The following is an 18,038-nucleotide window of genomic DNA, read 5'->3' as shown; positions in this document are numbered from 1 at the left end:
CGGCACTCAGATCAAGCGACTTCTCAAAGAAGGTGCCCAAGAGCGTGCGGCACGGGACTTGGCTCTGGCCAAGGAGTGGTTCAGCGTGGACGAGCAGGCATGGCAAAGGCGGCGGAGGTAAGGAGGCCGCGGAGAGGCGACGTCTACCTGGTCAACTTCGACCCGACGATCGGGGCCGAGGTGAAGAAGACCCGCCCTGCTGTAGTGATCCAGAACGACATCGGGAATCGTTGGAGCCCGATCACGATTGTCGCGGCGATGACATCCAGGTTTGAGGACCCACTTATCCGACGGAGGTCCTGGTGAGAGCGTCGGAAGGGGGGCTCGCGGTCGATTCCGTCGTGCTCTTGAATCAGCTCCGCTCGGTAGACAAAGCGCGGCTGGTCCGTCGTCTCGGGGCCTTGAAGGCCCAGACGGTGAGGGAGGTCGACCGCGCCCTCCTCCTGAGTCTCGGTCTGGTGACGGTGTGAAGAAGGATCGCGTGAGCCGTTAGCTCAGTTGGTAGAGCACCTGACTTTTAATCAGGGGGTCGGTGGTTCGATCCCACCACGGCTCACCATTCACTTCGTCCGTCCCGTGGTGGGAATCTCTGGCCAGCGGAAGGAGGCGTGCATGAAGCCGAACAAGCTGATGGCGACGGCCGCCAAGGGCGTCAAGGACTCAAGCGGGCTCTACGAGGTCGAGCGGCGTGCGCGGCACGCAGAGCGGCCGGGCTTCCGGATCTCGGAGCTCCAGATCGGCCCGAAGCAGCAGGTGCCGTGGCACTACCACACCACGGTCCAGGACACCTTCTACGTCCTCGAAGGCAGGCTCCGGCTCTTCCTGCGCGACCCGAAGGAGGAGATCAGGCTCGGCCCGGGGGAGACCTACGCGGTCCGCCCCGGCCGGCCGCATCTCGTGACCAACGGCGGCGACACCTCAGCGACCTTTCTCGTGCTCCAGGGCATCGGCGAGTACGATTACGTCCCGCTGACCTGATCCGCCGGCCGTTCCGGCCTCGAATCCCGCGTCCGCCAGCTCCAACTTGTCATCCCCAACGGGCTCTGCTACTCTCGACTTCGGTTTCGCAATGTGTCACAGAGGTTTAGACCCCGTCGTCTAGCCTGGCCCAGGACGCGACCCTTTCAAGGTCGAGACCGCGGGTTCAAATCCCGCCGGGGTCACCATCTGATTCAAAGGGGGCGTATGGAGCCTCAGGGTTTCCGCGACCTGGTCGGGCGGATCATGATCGATCCGGATTTCCTCGGCGAGCTCGTGCGTGACCCTGCGGCGGCCCTGGCCGAGTTCACGCTGTCGGCCGATGAGCGCAGCACCGTGCTCCAGGCCGTGGGGCGGGCAGGCGAGGCGCCGAGCCCCGAGCGCCTCCGGGCCGTCAAGGCAGTGATGATGAAGCGCTGGGCGATGTAGGGCGGGTACGACCCTGGCCAAGCCGGCCGACATCGCCTTTCTCCGCCAGGTCGACCTCCTCCGCGACCTGGAAGAAGCGCAGCTCGTCGCACTCTGGCCGCGCCTCCGCGAGCGCCGGCTCCGCAAGGGCGAGGTGCTGTTCCGCGAGGGCGACCCCGGAGAGGAGATGTTCTTCATCCGCTCGGGCGCCATCCTGGTCTCCAAGAAAGTCAGCGGGCGCGTCGAGCAGATACTGAGCCGGCTCGAGTCCGGAGCGATCTTCGGCGAGATGACCGTCTTCGGCGACGAGCCCAAGCGCACGGCCACGATTCAGGCCGACGTGGAGACCTCCCTGCTTGCCCTCGACCGCGAGAGCATCAACAACTTCATCAGGGACAATCCGCGGGATGCCGCCCACTTCTTCCAGGAGATGGCCCGCGTGCTGATCCGCCGGCTCGTGCAGTCGAGCGACCTCGTGCGAGAGGTGACGCGCTGGGGCCTCGAGGCGACGGGGCTCGACGCCGAGCGCAAATCCGGGGGGCCGCCCAAGTGAGCGAGCCCGTCCCCAGCACGCAGACGGGCGCCCCGGGCACTCAGCAGCGGCGCCCGCCGGCCAAGCTCAACCTCCTCGTCCGATCGGAGGACGGGGAGAGCTTCGAGATCCGGGAGATCACGAGTCCGGCCGCCTACCTTCAGCTCCGCCCGCAGCGCCTCCCCGACGCGCAGTGGGAGCTGGCGCAGCTGCCCTCGGGCGTCCCGGGCACCAAGCGCTACGTCCTCAAGAGCCGCCGCACCGAGAACTACCTCGCGCTCGACGACGAGGAGCGCTTCCTCTGGGAGCAGATGAATGGCCGCGCGAGCATGCAGGACATCGCCGTCGCCTACGTCATGCGCTACGGTTCGTTCGACTTCGAGAAGATCCCCCAGCTCATCAGCAAGCTCCTGCAGGCCGATCTGCTGACGCTGCGCCCGATGAACACCCTGCGGGACATCCTCGAGCGCAACAAGCGGAACCCGGCGGCGCGCGCGATGGTGGCGACGATCCACGCCATCGAAAAGCTCAACGTCTCGAGCCGGCGGTGGAACGATCTCTTCGAGCGGATCCACCGCTGGGGCGGTTGGCTCATCTTTACTCCGGCGGCGGTGATCGGGCTCGCCGTGCTGACGGCCTTCGGCACCCGCGCGCTCTTCCGCCTCTGGGCGGATTTGGGCGCAATCAGCTCGGCGCTGGAGCACCACGCCATTGTGGCGATCATCGCGCTGAAGCTGGCGTTCTTCTTGACGGTGGCGCTCCACCAGCTCGTGCACGCGCTGGCCTGCGCCCACTACGGCCGCCGCGTCAAGGAAGTGGGCTTCATCGTCCACCACATGGTCGTGCCGACGTTCTATGCGGACGTCACCGACCTCTTCATGGCCTCGCGCCGCGCGCGCGTCATCAACGCGCTGACGGGGCCCACGGTGCACCTCGTGCTCGGCATGCTCGGCGTGCTCTGGGCCGACCTGCTCAGCCCCGGGCTGCTCCAGGCCGGCGTCGCCGCCTCGGCCGTGCTCCAGCTGCAGTCCTTCCTCATCTGCATCTACCCGTTCTCGTTCCTCGAGATGGACGGCTACCACGTCCTCGAGGACGCGGTCAGCATGCCGCGCCTCTCCCAGGAGTCCTCGCACTTCGTGCGCGGCACCCTCTGGAAGCGGCTTGCGACCGGGCGGGGGTTCAGCCGGCAGGAGATCGTCTACCTCTCCTACTTCGCGCTGTCGCTGCTCTCCGTCGTCGGCTTCGTCGGCCTCAACGCCTGGCTGATTTTCTCCGCAAGACACGCGTAACCTTGCAGGCTGCTTAGCCCCTCGCAGGCTGCTCAGAAAGGTCCAGATGCGAGGCGGCGCCCGACGGCCGCACGCGAGGCGTACGAATTGTCTCAGCCCTCGCCTCGGGGCTCCGCCCCTCAGCTCGAACGGCCACGAGCGTGCGGCCGAGGGTGCCAACGAAGCAGATGGGCCTTTATCAGCAGCCTGCGCGGGTGAGGAGGGCGATCAGGCGCCCCACCGATTCGTCGAGCGCCTCGGATTCCTCCGCGGCCGCCTCGACCCGCCGCGCCTGCTCTTGCTGCGGCAGTGATTCCAGGAGCGCCTGGGCACGGCCGCGCATCTCAGGCCCCAGGAGCCGCGCCACCTCGAGTACGAACCGGAGCGCCTGTTCCGCGCGCTCCCGCCCCGGCGCGGCGCTCCCGAGCGAGGCGGCCATAGCCTCGCGGAGCCGCGCGCTCAGCCTGATGCGCTTGTCCCATGCCCGCACGAGATCGCCCGGCACCGCGCCCCATTCGAGCGCAGTGTGGCTGAGCACTTCCCTGATCGCGGGACCCAAAGCCGGAGCGCTCTCGCGCGCGATCAGGTCGCCCAGCGCCGAATTCCACACCGGGGGGAGGGGTGCCGGAGGCACCTCCCGGGCGCTCGCCGCCGGCGCCTCGTGGATCTCGCCCGAGCGGTCGAGGACGAGCCGGTCCTCGAGCGGACCTCCCAGCGCCCAGAGCGAGCAAACGACGCGCTCGCCGTCGTCGCGGATCACCCGTGCTTCCCGCCGCGCGATGCCCTGCCACTCCGGCCGGTAGAACGTGACGCCGTCGGCGACCACCTTGTCGATGTCCTGGCGCAGCTGGACTGTCGCCCACGCCGCGACACGGTGGCTCTCGTAGGGCGCCGGCAGCCAGTCGAGCCCTCCGTCGGCAAGGAAGCGCTCGAGCGGCAGCGCCTGGCCCGGGTCGTAGCGGAAGCACTCGAGCAGCGTCGTGAAGAGCTGCTCGGAGGGGAAGGGGCCGCGGTAGCGCACGCGCGCGACGCCCTGGTCCTTCATCAGGGACGCAACCAGGTTCAGCACCGCGCTGCCCGCCCCCGGCGGCAGGCGCCGCGGCTCGGCCAGCGGCGGAATGTGGTCGAGCGCCGCCCAGTCGAGCGACCGAAAGACGGTCAGCGGCTCGACGGGGCGCCAGGGTTCATCCCCCCAGGTTTCCTCTCTATGGAGAAGCCATATGCGATCCGAGCGGCCCCAGGCCGGGTGCTCGATGGCGCCGGGCTCCACGCCGATCCACCGGCCGTCCGCCGCGCGGCAGCGCGCCCAGTCGAGCGCGCCGTCGGGGTCATAGCGGCAAGCGGTGATCAAGTGACCGTGGCGGTCGAACTGGACGAGCCGGCGGCGCGGGGGCCCGGCCTCGTAGCCCACGACCGTGCCCCAGCGCTCGACTCGCACGGGCGGATCCGAGCCGGTGAGCGCGGCGGCGAGGGCCTCGATGCGCCGCGGGTCGAGCGAGGCGATCTCGGGGCGCTCGAGCCACTCGCGCAGGCGGGGCAGGGCGCTCGGGTCCATGGACCCGATGATGATACAATCCGCGCGTGCGCGTCTCCCTGATCGTCGCGAGTCTTCTCTGCGCCGCCTGCACGGTCGGGGGCGCGCCGTCCAACCAGCCCTTCGCCGACATCCCGGTGCCGGCCGGCTGGCGGGCCTACACGCGCGACTCCGTGGTCATCCAGTCGCCCAAGGTCACGGCGGGCAAGCTTGTCTATTTCGCCGAGTCGCCGGTGGACGCCACGCTGGATCAGGCGCGCGCGCTTCTCCGCGGCGCGGGCTGGACGGAAACGAAGAGCGAGCGCTTCGTCAACGCCAACAAGTTCGCGGTCGTCTGGGCGGATTTCGCCAAGGGCCAGGACTACTGCCGGATCACGGTCACGGAGGGCTCAGGCATGCAGCAGGTGGACATCACCGTGGCCCGGCTCAACGCCCCTCGCTGATGGCCGCCCCCTGATGGCCACCCAAGATCTCTGCTGGCTTCCCGCGCTCGAACTGGCCGCGCTCGTCCGCCGGAAGAAGGTCTCTCCGGTCGAGGTGACGGATGCCGCCCTCGCGCAGATCGAACGCGTGAACCCGACGCTCAACGCCTACTGCGCCGTCACGGCGGAGGAAGCCTGCGACGCCGCCCAGGCGGCCGAGGTGGCGGTGATGACCGGCGAGGAGCTGGGCCCGCTCCACGGCGTGCCGGTTTCGGTCAAGGACCTGGTCTTCACGCGCCGCGTGCCGACGACGGGCGGCTCGCGCCTCTTCGCCGACCACGTGCCGGAGGAGGACGCGGTCGCCGTCGAGCGGCTCAAGGGCGCCGGCGCCATCATCCTCGGCAAGACCAACACGCCCGAGTTCGGCCACAAGGGCGTCACCGACAACCCGCTCTTCGGCATCACGCGCAACCCGTGGAACCCCGCGCTGACCCCGGGTGGATCCAGCGGCGGCGCGGGGGCGGCCGTGGCGGCGGGCATGGGTCCGCTGGCGCTGGGCACCGACGGCGGCGGCTCGATTCGCATCCCGGCCTCCTTCTGCGGGATCTACGGGCTCAAGCCCTCCTTCGGCCGCGTGCCCCACGGGCCGGGCTTCCCCGGCTGGCAGCACGTCTCGGTGACGGGGCCGATGACACGCACCGTGCGTGACGCCGCGCTCATGCTCGACGCGCTCGCGGGGCCGGATGACCGCGACCGGTGGTCGCTCCCCGCCGACGGCGGGCCGCCGTTCCTCGCGGCCTGCGAGGGCGGGCTCGAGGGGTGGAGCGTCGGCTGGTCGGCGGATCTGGGCTACGCGCGCGTGGATCCCGAAGTCGCGGAGCTCTGCGGCGCGGCGGCCGAGCTGTTCGAAGGGCTGGGCTGCCACGTCGAGGTGGTGACGCCGAGCTGGGAGAACCCCGAGGAGATCTTCCGGACGTTGAGCGCCGCCGAGAGCTACGCGGCCTGGAGGGAGCGGCTCGAGGACAGCGCCGACCAGCTCGACCCGAGCTTCGTCGCGGTGCTCAAGTACGGGCACACGATCACGATCGACCAGTACATGGACGCCGCCCGCCGGCGGAAGGAGCTCTGGACCGACGTCCAGCGCTTCCTCGCCCGCTTCGATCTGCTGATCACGCCGACCGTGGCGGTGCCGCCGTTCCCTGTCGCGCGCCCGTCCGTCACGGAGATCAACGGCGAGCCCGTCTCGCGGCTCGGCTGGATCGCGTTCACCTTCCCGTTCAACCTGACGGGCCAGCCCGCGGCGACCGTGCCCGTGGGCATGACGGCGGGCGGACTGCCCGTGGGGCTCCAGATAGTCGGCCGGCGCTTCGCCGAGCGCACCGTGCTCGCGGCCTCGGCAGCCTTCGAGGCGGCGCAGCCGTGGGCTGCGCGGCGGCCATCCGCCGGGTGAGCCTTGCCCAAGGTCGCGCGGATCATTGATAGGGCCGCCGTCGCGCGGTGTAGAGTACACGCGTAGACTGACACGAAGGCGATGGGGTTCGCCTGAAACCGCCCGGCCGTGGCCGGGCTGATGACCCCTACCGGTGGGCGCCGGTAGGGGTCTTTGCTTTTCTATTCCGAGCGCTGAGGGCGAGAGGAGAGGTGCTTGGACAACACGTGGTTCCTCGCGGCCCTGTGGACCGGGCTGGCGCTCGTCGCCACGCTGCTGGCCATCTGGTTCAGGGTCTCGACGGCGCTCTCCGAGATCGTGGTCGGCACGGTGGCGCAGCTCATCGTCGTCGTCCTCATCGGCGGCACGGGGCTCGGCGCCCAGACGCCATGGATCGGCTTCCTCGCGGGGACCGGCGCGATCGTCCTCACCTTCCTGGCGGGCGCCGAGATCGACCCGGCCGTCTTCCGCGTCAAGTGGAAGGAGGCGACCGTCGTCGGTCTCGTGAGCTTTATCGCCCCGTTTCTTGGCTCGGCCGCCGTCGCCTACTACCTTCTCGGCTGGGCACCGATGGCCGCCTGGCTTGCAGGGGTGGCGCTCTCGACGACGTCGGTCGCGGTGGTCTACGCGGTCATGCTCGAGCTCGGCTTCAACACGACGGACTACGGCAAGGTCATCCTCGCCGCCTGTTTCATCACTGACCTTGGAACCGTGATCGCCCTCGGCATCATCTTCGCGCCGTTCACGGTGCGCACCCTGGTTTTCGTCGCCCTGTCGCTGGCGATCTTCGTGGTCCTGCCGTTCGTGACCCCGGGGGTCTTCCGCCGATACGGGGGCCGGGTGTCGGAGTTCGAGACGAAGTTCCTCCTGCTGGCGCTCTTCGCGATGGGGGGCCTCGCGCTCTGGGCGGACAGCGAGCCGGTGCTGCCCGCGTACATCATCGGCATGGTCCTGGCCGGGACCGTCGGCAAGGACCATGCCCTGATCCGGCGGTTGCGCACGCTGACCTTCGGGCTCCTGACGCCCTTCTACTTCCTCCGCGCCGGGTCCCTCGTGTCCGTGCCCGCGCTCGTCGCCGCCCCCGGCACCCTCGTCGTGCTCTTCTTCGCCAAGATGGTGAGCAAGCTCGCGGGAGTGTTTCCCTCGGTACGGATCTTCGGCCATCGGGAGGGGGCCGACGTCTACTACACGCTCATGATGTCCACGGGCCTCACCTTCGGAACCATCTCCGCCCTCTTCGGGCTCAGCCACGGGGTCATCACGCCGGCCCAGTACTCGCAACTGGTCGCGGCCGTCATCGGCAGCGCCGTGATCCCGACCATGATCGCCAATGCCTGGTTCATGCCGCGGCATCTGCTCCCGAACCCCGCGGAGATTGGGGAGCCGGCGGGCGCCGCGGCCCGGCCCTCGGGCGCGCCAACGTCTTGAGACAGGAGGACGCCATGTTCAGGAAGATCCTCGTCGCGTACGACGGCTCGGAGGGCGCCAAGGCCGCCCTCAGGATCGGGATCGGACTCGCGAAGAGCCTCGGCACCGAGCTCCGGAGCATTTCGGTCGAGGAGCATCTGCCCCACTACGCCGCTACCATCGGTGAGGTCCAGGACGCCAAGGAGCGCGTGGACGAGTACTTCCGTGTGCTGACGAAAGACGCGCGGGACCAAGCCGCGCTCGCGGGCGTCGAGCTCCAGACGGCGATCCGGCAGGGGCACGAGGTCGAGATCATCGTCAACTACGCCAAGGAGGGGGGCTTCGATCTCCTCTTGGCGGGCTATCACGGTCACAGCCGCATCTTCGAGCGCGTCATGGGCAGCACGGCCCAGAGCATCATCCGCCTCTCGCCCTGCTCCGTGCTCCTGGCGAAGTAGGCGACGCGTCCCGCGCCCCTGCGCCGTCCGGCTAGCGCTGAATCGTCTTCTCCGAGCGCATCTGCTGGTCGCGGTACTGCTGGAGGACTTGGTCGTAGCGCCGCAGCATGTCCTCGCGCTTGGCGTCCAGCCTGAGCCGCTCGACGAGCATTCCAGCGAAAAATGCCATCGCGACGATGGTGAGCACCGCCAGCCCCCGCAGCACGCGGTGTGAGCGCGTCGCCCCCGATCCAAGCATCGCCCGTATAATACCAAGCATGTCGCGCGCCCGTCTCTTCCTCGACCGTGTGGCCCGCCGCATCGGCGGCCCGCGCGTGCTCGCGCTTCCGCTGCTGCGCTGGCTGGCGGTCATGGCGGGGCTCGTCTGGATCCTGCTCGCGCCGCCCGCGCACGAAGGCTGGCACGCGGTGCACAGCGCCATGCTCGGCTTCTTTCTCTACAGCGTGGCGATCACGGGCGCCCTCTGGCGCTGGCCCGGCCGCATGCTCCGGCTCAACCTGCTGGTCCTGGCAACCGACCTCGCGTTCGCGCTCCTCCTGATCCGGCTCACCGGCGGGGCCCCGAGCACGCTCTTCCTGGCGCTGCTCCTGATCGCGGGGCTGCAGTCCTACTACTACGGAATGGTGCGGGGGGTCGCCGTCGCCATGGCGGCAGCCGCGGCGTACGTCGCGGTGGTCTGGCCGACCATCACGGAGGCCGAGTGGTCCAACATCGCCGTCCGGCTCGCGGTCCTGCTCGGCACGGCCGTGGGAGTCGGGGTCCTGGGCCAGATCGAAGAGCGCGAGCGCCTCGAGGTGGTGGCGCTCACCACTGCTGCGAGGCAGCGCGAGCGCTTCATCCAGAGCGTAGTCGAGAGCCTGCGCGAGGGCGTGGTGGTGCTCGACCGCGCGGGCGGGATCGTCGCGTTCAACCGAGCGATGGAGGCGCAGACGGGGCTTGCCGCCCGGGACGTGGCGGGCCGCCCGTTCTTCGACGTCTTCCCGGCGTACCGTCGCAAGGTGCTCCGGGCGCCGCTCGAGCAGCTGCTGCGCGGCGAGACCGAGGGGTTCACGCTGGAGGCCGTCGAGCACGAGCGCATGGGGGGAGGGCGCGCGGTGGAAAACCTCAAGGGCAGCCTCCTGCGCCAGCACGGCGAGCCGGCGGGCCTGGTGCTCCTCGTTCAGGACATCACCGAGCAGGTGGCGCTCGAGCGGGGCGCCCGGCAGTCTGAGAAGCTCGCGGCGCTCGGGACGATGGCGGCGGGCCTGGCGCACGAGCTCAACAACCCCATCGGGGTCATCTCCTCGCGCATCGAGATCATGCTGCTCGACGCCGAGGCGCAGCCCGTGTACGGCCGGCTCGCCGAGGACCTGCGCGTGCTCCACCGCCACGCCCAGCGCGTCGCGCGCATCGCCCAGGGCCTCCTGTCCTTCAGCCGCCAGTCCTCCGGGCTCCACGGCCCCGTGGACCTCAACCACCTCGTCGAGGAGACGCTCCTCCTGGTCGAGCGGCCCATCGGCAAGCAGGGCGTGACGGTGACGCGGCGGCTCGCGCCCGATCTGCCGCCGCTCTGGGGCGACGGCAACACGCTCCAGCAAGTCGTCCTCAACCTGTTGACCAACGCGCGGGACGCCGTCGACGGAGGAGGCGAGATCACCGTCGAGACCTCCCGCGCAGCCGGCGAGCCGGACGCCGTGCGCCTTGTCGTGCGTGACACGGGCCCCGGCATCCCGCCCGAGGCCCTGCCGCGGATCTTCGACCCGTTCTTCACCACCAAGGCCGAGGGCACGGGCCTGGGGCTCTCCATCTCCTACGGCATCGTGCGCGATCACCACGGCACGGTGGATGTCGAGTCGCGCCCGGGAGAGGGCACCACCTTCACCTTGACCTTCCCCGTCTCGGGCGCGCGGGCCGCCGTCGGGGGGCAGCCGTGAGCGCGACGCGCGTGCTGATCGTGGACGACGAGCCCGACATGCTCGAGAACTGCGCGCGCATCCTGGGTCGCGTCGGATACCAGTGCTTCACCACGACGGAGCCGGGCAAGGCCCTGACGCTGCTCGAAGAGGAGCGGCCGGACCTGCTCATCACGGACCTGAAGATGCCGGGCATGGACGGCATGGCGCTGCTCAAGCGCGCGCACGAGCTCGACCCGACGCTGCCCGTCATCGTCATCACGGCCTTCGCCACGATCGAGTCGGCCGTGGCCGCGGTGAAGGAAGGCGCCACCGACTACCTGCCCAAGAACTTCTCCGTGGAGCATCTCCGCGTCGCGGTCGAACGGGCACTCCGCCAGCGGAACCTCCAGGTGGAGAACAAGAATCTCCGCGACCAGCTGCAGGAGGCCTTCGGCCTCGAGAGCATCATCGGCCGCAGCGAGTCCATGGCGCGCGTCTTCGACCTTGTCAAGAAGGCGGCGCGGTCCGAGGCGAACATCCTCGTGCTGGGCGAGTCCGGCACCGGAAAGGAGCTGGTCGCCCGCGCCATCCACGCCAACAGCCCGCGGGCGGCGCAGCCCTTCGTCCCTGTCGACTGCGCCTCGCTGCCGGAGCACCTGCTGGAGTCCGAGCTCTTCGGCCACGAGAAGGGCGCCTTCACCGGCGCGGTGCGCAGCAAGCCGGGCCTCATGGAGGTCGCCCACCGCGGCACGCTGTTCCTCGACGAGATCGCCGAGATGCCCGTGGGGCTTCAGGTGAAGCTGCTGCGCGCGCTGCAGGAGCGCCAGATCCGGCGCGTGGGCGGGACGGCGCTCGTGGACGTGGACGTGCGCGTGGTCTCGGCGACCAACCGCGACCTCCGTGAGGCGACCGTCAAGGGGCAGTTCCGCGAGGAGCTCTACTACCGCGTCAACGTCATCGCGATCCAGCTGCCGCCGCTGCGCGACCGGGCGGGGGACGTGCGTCTGCTCGCCCACGCGTTCTTGAAGCGCTACGGGCAAGGGCGCATCCGCGGCATCGACGACGACGCCATGGCCGTGTTCGAGCGCTACCGCTGGCCGGGCAATGTGCGGGAGCTGCAGAACGTCATCGAGCGCGCCTGCGCGCTGGCCGACGGCGAGACGGTGACGCGGCGGGACCTGCCCGACCAGGTGCTCGGTACGGGCGCGGCCGCGCCGGCCGCGCCGGGGGCGCCCGCCGCCTCGCCCGACACGGCCGCCGACCTGCCGCTCAAGGACGCCAAGGAGCGTTGGATGGCGGTGCTCGAGGCGTCGTACCTGCGCGAGCTCCTCGAGCGGCACGACGGCAACATCTCGGCGGCGGCCAAGGCCGCGGGCATCGACCGCAAGACCTTCCACCGCCTGGTGAACAAGCATCAGCTGAGATAGGCTCTCTGGCGCGACTGTGGATTGCCTGCCAGGATCCGCGGTATACGGGAGGTACCGATGCGCTTGGCCCGACTCCCCGCCGCTCTGCTTCTTCCCGCGCTCCTTGCCGCCGGCTGCGCGGGCGCCCGGCCCGTGGCACCCGCGCCCGCGGCGGCCCTCGCGGAGCCCACCCAGACGGAGCGGAGCGCCTGCCTCGATAGCGCCGCCGGCTCGGTGAGCCTCAAGCCGCTGGGGCAGGCGGCTGGTCTCGGGCTGATGAGCGGCCTCTGGCTGGCGGCGCAGGGCGCGGTCGATGGGGTGTGGTGGGGGGTACTCGCCGGCGGGAGAGCCGGCGATGGCGCGTGGATAGGCGCGGCCGTCGGGGCGGGGCTCGGGCTCACGATAGGCTTGGTGGCGGGCGCCGTGGAAGGGGTGAAGGCGCACCGGACCTATGTCGGAGCCTATGAGAGGTGTCTCTCGGAACAGACGGCCTCCCTCGCCAAGCCGTATCCAAGTCCGGACATTGACGAGGTGAAGCCCGCGCCCTAGCCTGCCGGGGCATGAAGCCCCACCTCGCGGCCCTGTGCCTCGCTCTGGCGCTCGCTTCTCCCGCCGAGGCGGGCGATCCCGTGGTCGTCGTCCAGGAGACGCGCACCCCCGTCGTCAGCAAGAAGCACCGCTCGTTCCAGCACGTGGTCCTCCTGAAGAACGTCTCCCCGTACCCCGTGCGCGGGCTCCGCGTCACGGTCGAGTTCTACGACTTCTTCGGCAAGCTCCTGTTGGTGCGCACCGGCACGCCGGTTCCCGCCTCGCTCGGTCCCGGCGACACCGCCACGCTGTCGCTCTCGACCCCGACCCTCGAAGCCGCCCGACAGACCCGCTACCGCGTCCAGTACGCGGGTGGCCCTCCGCGGCACGCCCGGCCGAGACCCAGGCGAGGCGGGCGTGACCCAGCGGGGAGGGGACGACCCATCCCGCTCGAGCGTGCTCCCGCCTAAAGCGCCGTTTTCCTTTGCCTCCCCCGGTGGCACCCCGGTTGCACCCTCTCGATGGCGCAGAGGCCCCGCAACGACAGGGCCGAGAGGAGGCAGACATGAAGACCGAGAGGATCCTCGTTCCGCTGGACGGATCGGCGCTGGCTGAGGCCGCCATCGAGGCCGCCATCGACCTGGGGCGTGGCACGCCGTCCAAGCTGATCCTGCTTCGCGCCGCCGAGGCGCATACGCTGCCCGGCGCCGATCCCACGGACGAGCAGGTCGCCGTGGTCCGCGAAGCGGAGCAGTATCTCGCGGCCGTCGCCGACCGTCTGGCGAAGCGCGGAGTCAAGGACGTGGACACGGGCGTCTGGTACGGGCCCGCGGCCGCCGCCGTCATCGAAGCCGCCAAGCTCAAGAAGGCGGACCTGATCGTCATGAGCACCCACGGCCGGAGCGGCCTGGGGCGCCTGATCCTCGGCAGCGTCACCGAGTCGGTGCTGCGCGGCACGACGACGCCCATCTGCGTCGTGCGGGCGCCCGGGGCGCCGATCGCGGCGCCCAAGGGTGCCGCGACGCCCCAGGAGAAGAAGGAGGTTTCCCGTGTATAGGCGGGCGGTCGTGGCGCTCGATGGATCGCCCGTGGCCGAGGCGATCATCCCCTTCATTCTCGAGATCGCGGGCCCGCTCGACATGGAGGTGGTGCTGGTGCGGGTCAACCGGCCCGTCGCGCCCGAGGTGATCGAGGGCTCGCGCCACGTGATAGTGGAGGACCCGGAAACGAGCCGCGTGGACGCCGAGGAGTACCTGGCGCCGCTGGCCGTCGAGCTGAGGAAGAAGGGCGTGCGCGTGCGCACCCAGGTACGCCGCGGCCAGCCCGCCGAGGAGATCGTGCTGGCGGCCCGCGAGACCGGCGCCGACCTGGTCGCGATGACGACGCACGGGCGGAGCGGCCTCGGGCGCCTGCTGTTCGGCTCAGTGGCCGAGGCCGTGCTGCGCGAGAGCCGCCTGCCGGTCTTCCTGATGCGCGTGACCGAAGCGCAGGTGGCGGCCCGCGCCACCCAGGTGGCTGTGCGGTGAACGCGCTGGCCACCGAGACCCCGCCGCTGTCCATCGCAGGGATCCGGCGACGTCTGCGGGCGCCTGTCGTCGGCCGCCAGCTCTACCTCTGCGGCCAGGTGGAGTCCACGAACGCCACGCTCAGCCGGTTGGCGCGCTCGGGAGCGCCCGAGGGCACGGTGGTGCTCGCCGAGTCGCAGACCGCGGGGCGGGGGCGGCTCGGGCAGCCGTGGTTCTCGCCGCCCGGCGTCAACCTCTATGCTTCCGTGCTCTTCCGCGGATCGCTCGCCATCAAGGAGGCGCCTCTCTTCTCCTTCATCGGCGGGCTGGCGCTGGCCGATGCCGTGCGGGAGGCGGGCGCGATCCCGGCAATCAAGTGGCCGAACGACGTGCTCGTGGACGGCCGGAAGGTGGGGGGCTCGCTCATCGAGTGTGGGGCGCGCGGAGACGAGGTCGAGTACCTGGTCCTCGGTGTCGGTGCCAACCTCAATGTGGATCTCGACGCGCTGACCGAGGCCCTCGGGCCCGCGGCGGGCGGAGCGACGTCACTTCGCGCCGCGACCGGTCGAGAGGTGGACCGCGATGCGTTCGCCGCCTCCTATCTCAACGCCCTCGATGCCTGGGCGAGCTGCTACCGCGGCGAGGGGCCGTCGGCCGTCCTCGAGGCCTGGTGTGAGCGCGACATCCTCACGGGCCGCCGGGTCGAGATCCGCGGCGCCGGCTCCCGCTTCATCGGTCGGGTCGCCGGTGTGGACCCATGCGGCCGGCTCGTCGTGCAGGACGCCCTTGGCGAGCGCCGCACAGTGTCCACGGAGGAGATCTGTGTCTGTGATTGAGTCACGAACCCCAAAGGGAGGCCGTTCATGAGCCGACTGCGCCGCATTCTCCACCCGTCCGATTTCTCTCGCGCCTCCGGCGCCGCCTTTGCGCGGGCCGTCGCCATGGGCAAGGCGGACCACGCCCAGCTGTTGCTCGTCCACGTGCTGGCGCCGCCGGTTCCGATCGCGGGGGAGGGGTACATCTCGCCCAAGGTCTACGACGACCTCGAGGCATCGGCCCGCAAGTACGGGCAGAAGCACTTGGGCGCGCTCCAGGCCAAGGCGCGCAAGGCCGGCGTCAAGGCGGTCACGCTCCTCCTCGACGGCGTGGCGCACGACCAGATCGCGCGGGCGGCCAAGTCGAAGAAGGCCGACCTGATCGTCATCGGCACCCACGGCCGCACGGGCTTGGCCAAGTTCTTCCTGGGCAGCGTTGCCTCGCGCGTGGTCGCCGCGGCGCCCTGCCCCGTGCTGACCGTGCGCGGCAAGTAAGCTACATGGCCGACGCGGGCCCGATCGGGCAGGATGCGCTGGCGAGCTACCTGGAACGGGTCTGCGGCGGCCCGGTCGAGCTGTTGGCGCTCCGATCGCTGGGCGATACCGGCGCCGCCACCGATCCCAAGGGCCTGGGGTACGGCGTGCCCTTCGAGGTCGAGTGCGTGGCGGGCGGGCGGCTTCGGTCCTTTGTCGTATCGCGCACGCGACCCGTGCAGGGGTTCGGCCACGACTACCCGGCCGACCGCGCGTGGCAGGCGATCTACGCGCACGGCGCGTACAATACGTTTCCCCGCCACGTGCGAAGCGTGGACGTGGGCTTCGTCCGCGAGTCGGGCGAGCTCGTCTCGGCAGGCGAAGCAGTCGAGTACTTCCAGCTGGTAGAAAAGGCGCCGGGGGCGCTGTACTGGCTGGACCTCGATCGCATGCTGGCGGGGCCCGCGCGGGATCTCGATTACGAGCGCGCCCGGGCCCTCGGCCGGTTCCTCGCCGAGGCGCACGCCGCCAAGCGCGACGAGCCCACGCTGTACCAGCGGCGCATCCGCGAGCTGGTGGGCCACGGCGAGTGCCTGATGGGCATCCTCGACAGCTACCCGCACCCCTATACCCTCCTGCCGCCGGCCGACTGCGAGGCCCTCGAGCGCGCGGCCGTCACGTGGCGCTGGCAGCTCCGCGGGCGGGCGCACCGGCTCTCGCGCGTCCACGGCGACTTTCATCCCTGGAACCTCCTCTTCGAGACGGGGACGGAGTTCGCCGTCCTCGACCGGAGCCGGGGCGAGTGGGGCGAGCCCGCCGACGATGTTTCTGCGCTCGGCATCAACTATCTCTTCTTCGGTCTCAGGAAGGGCGGCGTCGCGGAGGTGGCCGAGCCCTTCTCCGGCCTCTTCCGCGCCTTCTTGGACGCGTACCTCGCCGAGAGCGGAGACCGGGAGCTCCTCGAGGTGCTTCCGCCGTTCTTCATGTTCAGGGCGCTCGTCATCGCGCATCCGCGCTGGTACCCGACGCTGACGGACGCGACGCGGCGGGCGCTTCTCGACTTCGCGCGCGCCATGGCGGGGACGGCGGCCTTCGATCCCTGCAACCTGCCGTCCTGCCTCGGAGGCACGGCGTGAGCTGGGCGATCTGGATCACGGGCCCGCCGGGCAGCGGCAAGTCGTCCGTCGCGCGCGCCGCCGCCGCGCTCCTCCGCTCCCGTGGGGAGCCGGTGACGGTGCTCGAGCTCGACGCCATCCGGAAGAAGATCACGCCGGCCCCGCAGTACACGGACGCCGAGCGCGACCTCGTGTACCGCGCGCTCGGCTACATGGCGGCGACCCTCGTCGAGGCCGGCGTGCCGGTGATCGTGGACGCGACGGCCCATCGCCGCGCCTGGCGCGACGCGGCGCGCGCGGCCATCCCGCGCTTCGCGGAGGTGCAGCTCTCCTGCCCGCTCGACGTCTGCCGCGAGCGCGAGCGCACGCGCCCGCGGGGCCACGCGCCGGCGGGCATCTACGCCCGCGCGGGGCGGCCCGGCGCGACGGTGCCGGGCGTGGACGTGCCCTACGAGCCCGCGCTGGCGGCCGACCTGACCATCGACACCACGGTGGACGACGTAGCGACCGCGGCCGCCAAGGTTGCCGCGCTCGCCGGTTGCCTCGCCGCCTCGGGCGCGTGCGCATCGAGGGCGTCGTGAGCTGGGCGATCTGGATCACCGGCAGGCCGGGCAGCGGCAAGACCACGCTGGCTGTTCATGTAGCGGAGGCCGTCCAGGCATGGCCCGTGACCCTCAGGGTCCTCGACCTGGCCGACGCCCGGACTCTGGCCTATACCGCCAAGCTTCTGACCGACGCCGGCGTGGCCGTGGTCGTGGACGCGACCGCGGCGCGCCGAGCATGGTGGGATGCGGCGCACGAGTGGATCGAGCATTTCGCCGAAGTCCAGCTCGTCTGCCCGCCCGAAGTCTGCTTCGAGCGCGAGCAGGCCGCCCGCTGGCGCGTGGGCGGCGCGCGCGGCTCCGCCGCCGTGGAGGCGGCCCCCGACATCGCGCTCGATTACGAGGAGTCGCTCCACCCCGAGCTCCAGCTTCACACCCACGCCCCGGACTTCCGGAGCACCGTCGAGGACGTGCTGCTCCTGGCCCGCCGGCACCATCGCGCGGCGGCCGCGACCGTCACCCAAGCCGGGAGGAACGTTCCATGAAGGTACGCGAGCTGATGACCGGCTCCCCGATCACGGTCGGCCCCGACACCCCCGTGTTCGACGCGCGGCAGACCATGCTGAAGGAGCGGATCCGCCACCTGCTGGTGACCGAAGGCACCCGGCTGGTCGGCATCGTCACCGACCGGGACATCCGCCTCAACCTGCCGTCGCAGGCCACGAGCCTCTCGGTGTGGGAGGTCAACTACCTCCTGGCCAAGCTGACGGTGAGCAAGGTCATGACCAGGAGCGTGATCATCACCGGGCCCGACCAGGACGCCGCCGACGCGGCGCGCCTCCTGCTCGAGCACAAGATCGGCGCGCTCCCGGTGCTCGAGGGCGAACACCTCGTCGGCATCGTCACCGAGACGGACATCCTGCGCGCCTTCGCGCGGAGCCAGCACTAGGGCCCCGGGAGTCGACGTGAACCGCATCCTGGTTGTCGAGGACGAGGCCGACCTCGCGGTTACCTATGACCGCCTGCTGCGCCGCCAGGGCTACCGCGTGGTGACGGCCGCCTCGCGCGCCGAGGGGCTCAAGGCCATCGAGTCGGCGCCGCCGGCTCTCGTCATCGCCGATCTGCGGTTGCCGGACGGCGACGGGCTCGACATCATCCGGGCGGCGCGGGCGCGCGACCCGAAGGTCCCCGTCATCGTCGTCACCGCGTTCGCCTCGCGGGCCGCCAGGGATGCGGCCCTGGCCTTGGGCGCCTCGGCTTTTCTCGCCAAGCCCTTTCCCGCGTCCGCGCTGCTGCAGCTCGTTCACGACGAGCTCGAGCGCTCCACCCGCTGAAGCCGGAAG

Annotated in this window: 23 protein-coding genes, 2 tRNA genes, 1 pseudogene and 1 riboswitch; of the genes and pseudogenes, 24 read left to right on the top strand and 2 right to left on the bottom strand. The window is 70.6% G+C overall.

What is annotated here, in order from left to right; genetic code table 11:
- The first annotated feature begins 99 nt into the window (after window positions 1–99).
- The 7 genes and pseudogenes from Q7W02_22310 to Q7W02_22280 all read left to right on the top strand — a co-directional run bounded on the left by Q7W02_22310 (window position 100) and on the right by Q7W02_22280 (window position 3,207).
- Window positions 100–470 (top strand): annotated as a pseudogene (locus Q7W02_22310) (type II toxin-antitoxin system PemK/MazF family toxin).
- Window positions 471–483: 13 nt separating this feature from the next.
- Window positions 484–559: transfer RNA gene (locus Q7W02_22305), tRNA-Lys, on the top strand.
- 53 nt (window positions 560–612) lie between these two features.
- Window positions 613–978: a cupin domain-containing protein gene (locus tag Q7W02_22300; GenBank protein ID MDO8478877.1), complete on the top strand. Its 366-nt coding sequence runs from the start codon at window positions 613–615 to the stop codon at window positions 976–978.
- Window positions 979–1,087: 109 nt separating this feature from the next.
- Window positions 1,088–1,166 (top strand) — tRNA-Glu (locus Q7W02_22295).
- Window positions 1,167–1,185: 19 nt separating this feature from the next.
- Window positions 1,186–1,407, top strand: coding sequence for a hypothetical protein (locus Q7W02_22290; GenBank protein MDO8478876.1), 222 nt, complete (start codon window positions 1,186–1,188; stop codon window positions 1,405–1,407).
- Window positions 1,408–1,474: 67 nt separating this feature from the next.
- The gene (locus Q7W02_22285; protein MDO8478875.1) at window positions 1,475–1,939 is read left to right on the top strand and encodes a cyclic nucleotide-binding domain-containing protein; all 465 of its coding nucleotides are present in this window, start codon (window positions 1,475–1,477) and stop codon (window positions 1,937–1,939) included.
- Window positions 1,936–3,207: a hypothetical protein gene (locus tag Q7W02_22280; protein ID MDO8478874.1), complete on the top strand. Its 1,272-nt coding sequence runs from the start codon at window positions 1,936–1,938 to the stop codon at window positions 3,205–3,207. The genes Q7W02_22285 and Q7W02_22280 overlap by 4 nt, the downstream gene beginning before the upstream one ends.
- Window positions 3,208–3,385: 178 nt before the next feature.
- On the opposite strand, the gene Q7W02_22275 is transcribed toward Q7W02_22280, so the two are convergent.
- Window positions 3,386–4,741 (bottom strand): hypothetical protein, encoded by a 1,356-nt coding sequence (locus Q7W02_22275; protein MDO8478873.1) that lies wholly within the window; start codon window positions 4,739–4,741, stop codon window positions 3,386–3,388.
- A 26-nt stretch (window positions 4,742–4,767) separates the two neighbouring features.
- Here Q7W02_22275 and Q7W02_22270 point away from each other — a divergent pair, with 26 nt between their 5' ends.
- The 4 genes from Q7W02_22270 (at window position 4,768) to Q7W02_22255 (ending at window position 8,436) form a co-directional block, all read left to right on the top strand.
- The gene (locus tag Q7W02_22270) at window positions 4,768–5,163 is read left to right on the top strand and encodes a hypothetical protein (GenBank protein ID MDO8478872.1); all 396 of its coding nucleotides are present in this window, start codon (window positions 4,768–4,770) and stop codon (window positions 5,161–5,163) included.
- A 13-nt stretch (window positions 5,164–5,176) separates the two neighbouring features.
- Window positions 5,177–6,592 (top strand): amidase, encoded by a 1,416-nt coding sequence (locus Q7W02_22265; protein ID MDO8478871.1) that lies wholly within the window; start codon window positions 5,177–5,179, stop codon window positions 6,590–6,592.
- A 68-nt stretch (window positions 6,593–6,660) separates the two neighbouring features.
- Window positions 6,661–6,729, top strand: a riboswitch (Fluoride riboswitch).
- Window positions 6,730–6,787: 58 nt separating this feature from the next.
- A complete protein-coding gene (locus Q7W02_22260) occupies window positions 6,788–7,999 on the top strand; it encodes a cation:proton antiporter (protein MDO8478870.1) in 1,212 nt (403 codons plus the stop codon).
- A 14-nt stretch (window positions 8,000–8,013) separates the two neighbouring features.
- A complete protein-coding gene (locus Q7W02_22255; protein ID MDO8478869.1) occupies window positions 8,014–8,436 on the top strand; it encodes a universal stress protein in 423 nt (140 codons plus the stop codon).
- A gap of 31 nt (window positions 8,437–8,467) precedes the next feature.
- Here the strand turns inward: Q7W02_22255 and Q7W02_22250 are convergent, their stop codons facing one another.
- Window positions 8,468–8,674: a hypothetical protein gene (locus tag Q7W02_22250; protein MDO8478868.1), complete on the bottom strand. Its 207-nt coding sequence runs from the start codon at window positions 8,672–8,674 to the stop codon at window positions 8,468–8,470.
- 19 nt (window positions 8,675–8,693) lie between these two features.
- Here Q7W02_22250 and Q7W02_22245 point away from each other — a divergent pair, with 19 nt between their 5' ends.
- The 13 genes from Q7W02_22245 to Q7W02_22185 all read left to right on the top strand — a co-directional run bounded on the left by Q7W02_22245 (window position 8,694) and on the right by Q7W02_22185 (window position 18,029).
- The gene (locus tag Q7W02_22245) at window positions 8,694–10,349 is read left to right on the top strand and encodes an ATP-binding protein (protein ID MDO8478867.1); all 1,656 of its coding nucleotides are present in this window, start codon (window positions 8,694–8,696) and stop codon (window positions 10,347–10,349) included.
- A complete protein-coding gene (locus Q7W02_22240) occupies window positions 10,346–11,737 on the top strand; it encodes a sigma-54 dependent transcriptional regulator (GenBank protein ID MDO8478866.1) in 1,392 nt (463 codons plus the stop codon). Before Q7W02_22245 ends, Q7W02_22240 begins: the two co-directional genes overlap by 4 nt.
- A 57-nt stretch (window positions 11,738–11,794) precedes the next feature.
- Complete coding sequence (locus tag Q7W02_22235; protein ID MDO8478865.1) at window positions 11,795–12,265, top strand: hypothetical protein; 471 nt, start codon at window positions 11,795–11,797, stop codon at window positions 12,263–12,265.
- An 11-nt stretch (window positions 12,266–12,276) separates the two neighbouring features.
- Entirely contained in the window at window positions 12,277–12,714 is a 438-nt protein-coding gene (locus Q7W02_22230; GenBank protein ID MDO8478864.1) for a hypothetical protein, read from the top strand.
- A 95-nt stretch (window positions 12,715–12,809) separates the two neighbouring features.
- Window positions 12,810–13,301, top strand: a complete 492-nt coding sequence (locus Q7W02_22225) for a universal stress protein (protein ID MDO8478863.1) — start codon at window positions 12,810–12,812, stop codon at window positions 13,299–13,301.
- Complete coding sequence (locus Q7W02_22220) at window positions 13,294–13,770, top strand: universal stress protein (GenBank protein MDO8478862.1); 477 nt, start codon at window positions 13,294–13,296, stop codon at window positions 13,768–13,770. The genes Q7W02_22225 and Q7W02_22220 overlap by 8 nt, the downstream gene beginning before the upstream one ends.
- Window positions 13,767–14,585, top strand: a complete 819-nt coding sequence (locus Q7W02_22215; GenBank protein ID MDO8478861.1) for a biotin--[acetyl-CoA-carboxylase] ligase — start codon at window positions 13,767–13,769, stop codon at window positions 14,583–14,585. The genes Q7W02_22220 and Q7W02_22215 overlap by 4 nt, the downstream gene beginning before the upstream one ends.
- A gap of 27 nt (window positions 14,586–14,612) precedes the next feature.
- Window positions 14,613–15,059 carry a universal stress protein gene (locus Q7W02_22210; protein MDO8478860.1) on the top strand — a complete coding sequence of 149 codons (447 nt, stop codon included), beginning with the start codon at window positions 14,613–14,615 and terminating at the stop codon, window positions 15,057–15,059.
- 5 nt (window positions 15,060–15,064) lie between these two features.
- Entirely contained in the window at window positions 15,065–16,174 is a 1,110-nt protein-coding gene (locus tag Q7W02_22205; protein MDO8478859.1) for a phosphotransferase, read from the top strand.
- A complete protein-coding gene (locus tag Q7W02_22200) occupies window positions 16,171–16,734 on the top strand; it encodes an adenylyl-sulfate kinase (protein MDO8478858.1) in 564 nt (187 codons plus the stop codon). The genes Q7W02_22205 and Q7W02_22200 overlap by 4 nt, the downstream gene beginning before the upstream one ends.
- Entirely contained in the window at window positions 16,731–17,240 is a 510-nt protein-coding gene (locus Q7W02_22195; GenBank protein MDO8478857.1) for an adenylyl-sulfate kinase, read from the top strand. The genes Q7W02_22200 and Q7W02_22195 overlap by 4 nt, the downstream gene beginning before the upstream one ends.
- Entirely contained in the window at window positions 17,237–17,644 is a 408-nt protein-coding gene (locus Q7W02_22190) for a CBS domain-containing protein (protein ID MDO8478856.1), read from the top strand. The genes Q7W02_22195 and Q7W02_22190 overlap by 4 nt, the downstream gene beginning before the upstream one ends.
- A gap of 16 nt (window positions 17,645–17,660) precedes the next feature.
- Entirely contained in the window at window positions 17,661–18,029 is a 369-nt protein-coding gene (locus Q7W02_22185; protein ID MDO8478855.1) for a response regulator, read from the top strand.
- Window positions 18,030–18,038: the final 9 nt, after the last annotated feature.

The organism is Candidatus Rokuibacteriota bacterium, from assembly GCA_030647435.1.
Taxonomy (GTDB): domain Bacteria; phylum Methylomirabilota; class Methylomirabilia; order Rokubacteriales; family CSP1-6; genus AR37.
This window is presented reverse-complemented; position numbering and strand designations above follow the sequence as displayed.

Bases quoted from the DNA above. Each gene is read 5' to 3' on its own strand.
- Q7W02_22300 (MDO8478877.1), top strand. From the start codon at position 613: ATGAAGCCGAACAAGCTGATGGCGACGGCCGCCAAGGGCGTCAAGGAC.
- Q7W02_22290 (MDO8478876.1), top strand. From the start codon at position 1,186: ATGGAGCCTCAGGGTTTCCGCGACCTGGTCGGGCGGATCATGATCGAT.
- Q7W02_22275 (MDO8478873.1), bottom strand. From the start codon at position 4,741: ATGGACCCGAGCGCCCTGCCCCGCCTGCGCGAGTGGCTCGAGCGCCCC.
- Q7W02_22265 (MDO8478871.1), top strand. From the start codon at position 5,177: ATGGCCACCCAAGATCTCTGCTGGCTTCCCGCGCTCGAACTGGCCGCG.
- Q7W02_22255 (MDO8478869.1), top strand. From the start codon at position 8,014: ATGTTCAGGAAGATCCTCGTCGCGTACGACGGCTCGGAGGGCGCCAAG.
- Q7W02_22250 (MDO8478868.1), bottom strand. From the start codon at position 8,674: ATGCTTGGATCGGGGGCGACGCGCTCACACCGCGTGCTGCGGGGGCTG.
- Q7W02_22245 (MDO8478867.1), top strand. From the start codon at position 8,694: ATGTCGCGCGCCCGTCTCTTCCTCGACCGTGTGGCCCGCCGCATCGGC.
- Q7W02_22235 (MDO8478865.1), top strand. From the start codon at position 11,795: ATGCGCTTGGCCCGACTCCCCGCCGCTCTGCTTCTTCCCGCGCTCCTT.
- Q7W02_22230 (MDO8478864.1), top strand. From the start codon at position 12,277: ATGAAGCCCCACCTCGCGGCCCTGTGCCTCGCTCTGGCGCTCGCTTCT.
- Q7W02_22225 (MDO8478863.1), top strand. From the start codon at position 12,810: ATGAAGACCGAGAGGATCCTCGTTCCGCTGGACGGATCGGCGCTGGCT.
- Q7W02_22210 (MDO8478860.1), top strand. From the start codon at position 14,613: ATGAGCCGACTGCGCCGCATTCTCCACCCGTCCGATTTCTCTCGCGCC.
- Q7W02_22205 (MDO8478859.1), top strand. From the start codon at position 15,065: ATGGCCGACGCGGGCCCGATCGGGCAGGATGCGCTGGCGAGCTACCTG.
- Q7W02_22190 (MDO8478856.1), top strand. From the start codon at position 17,237: ATGAAGGTACGCGAGCTGATGACCGGCTCCCCGATCACGGTCGGCCCC.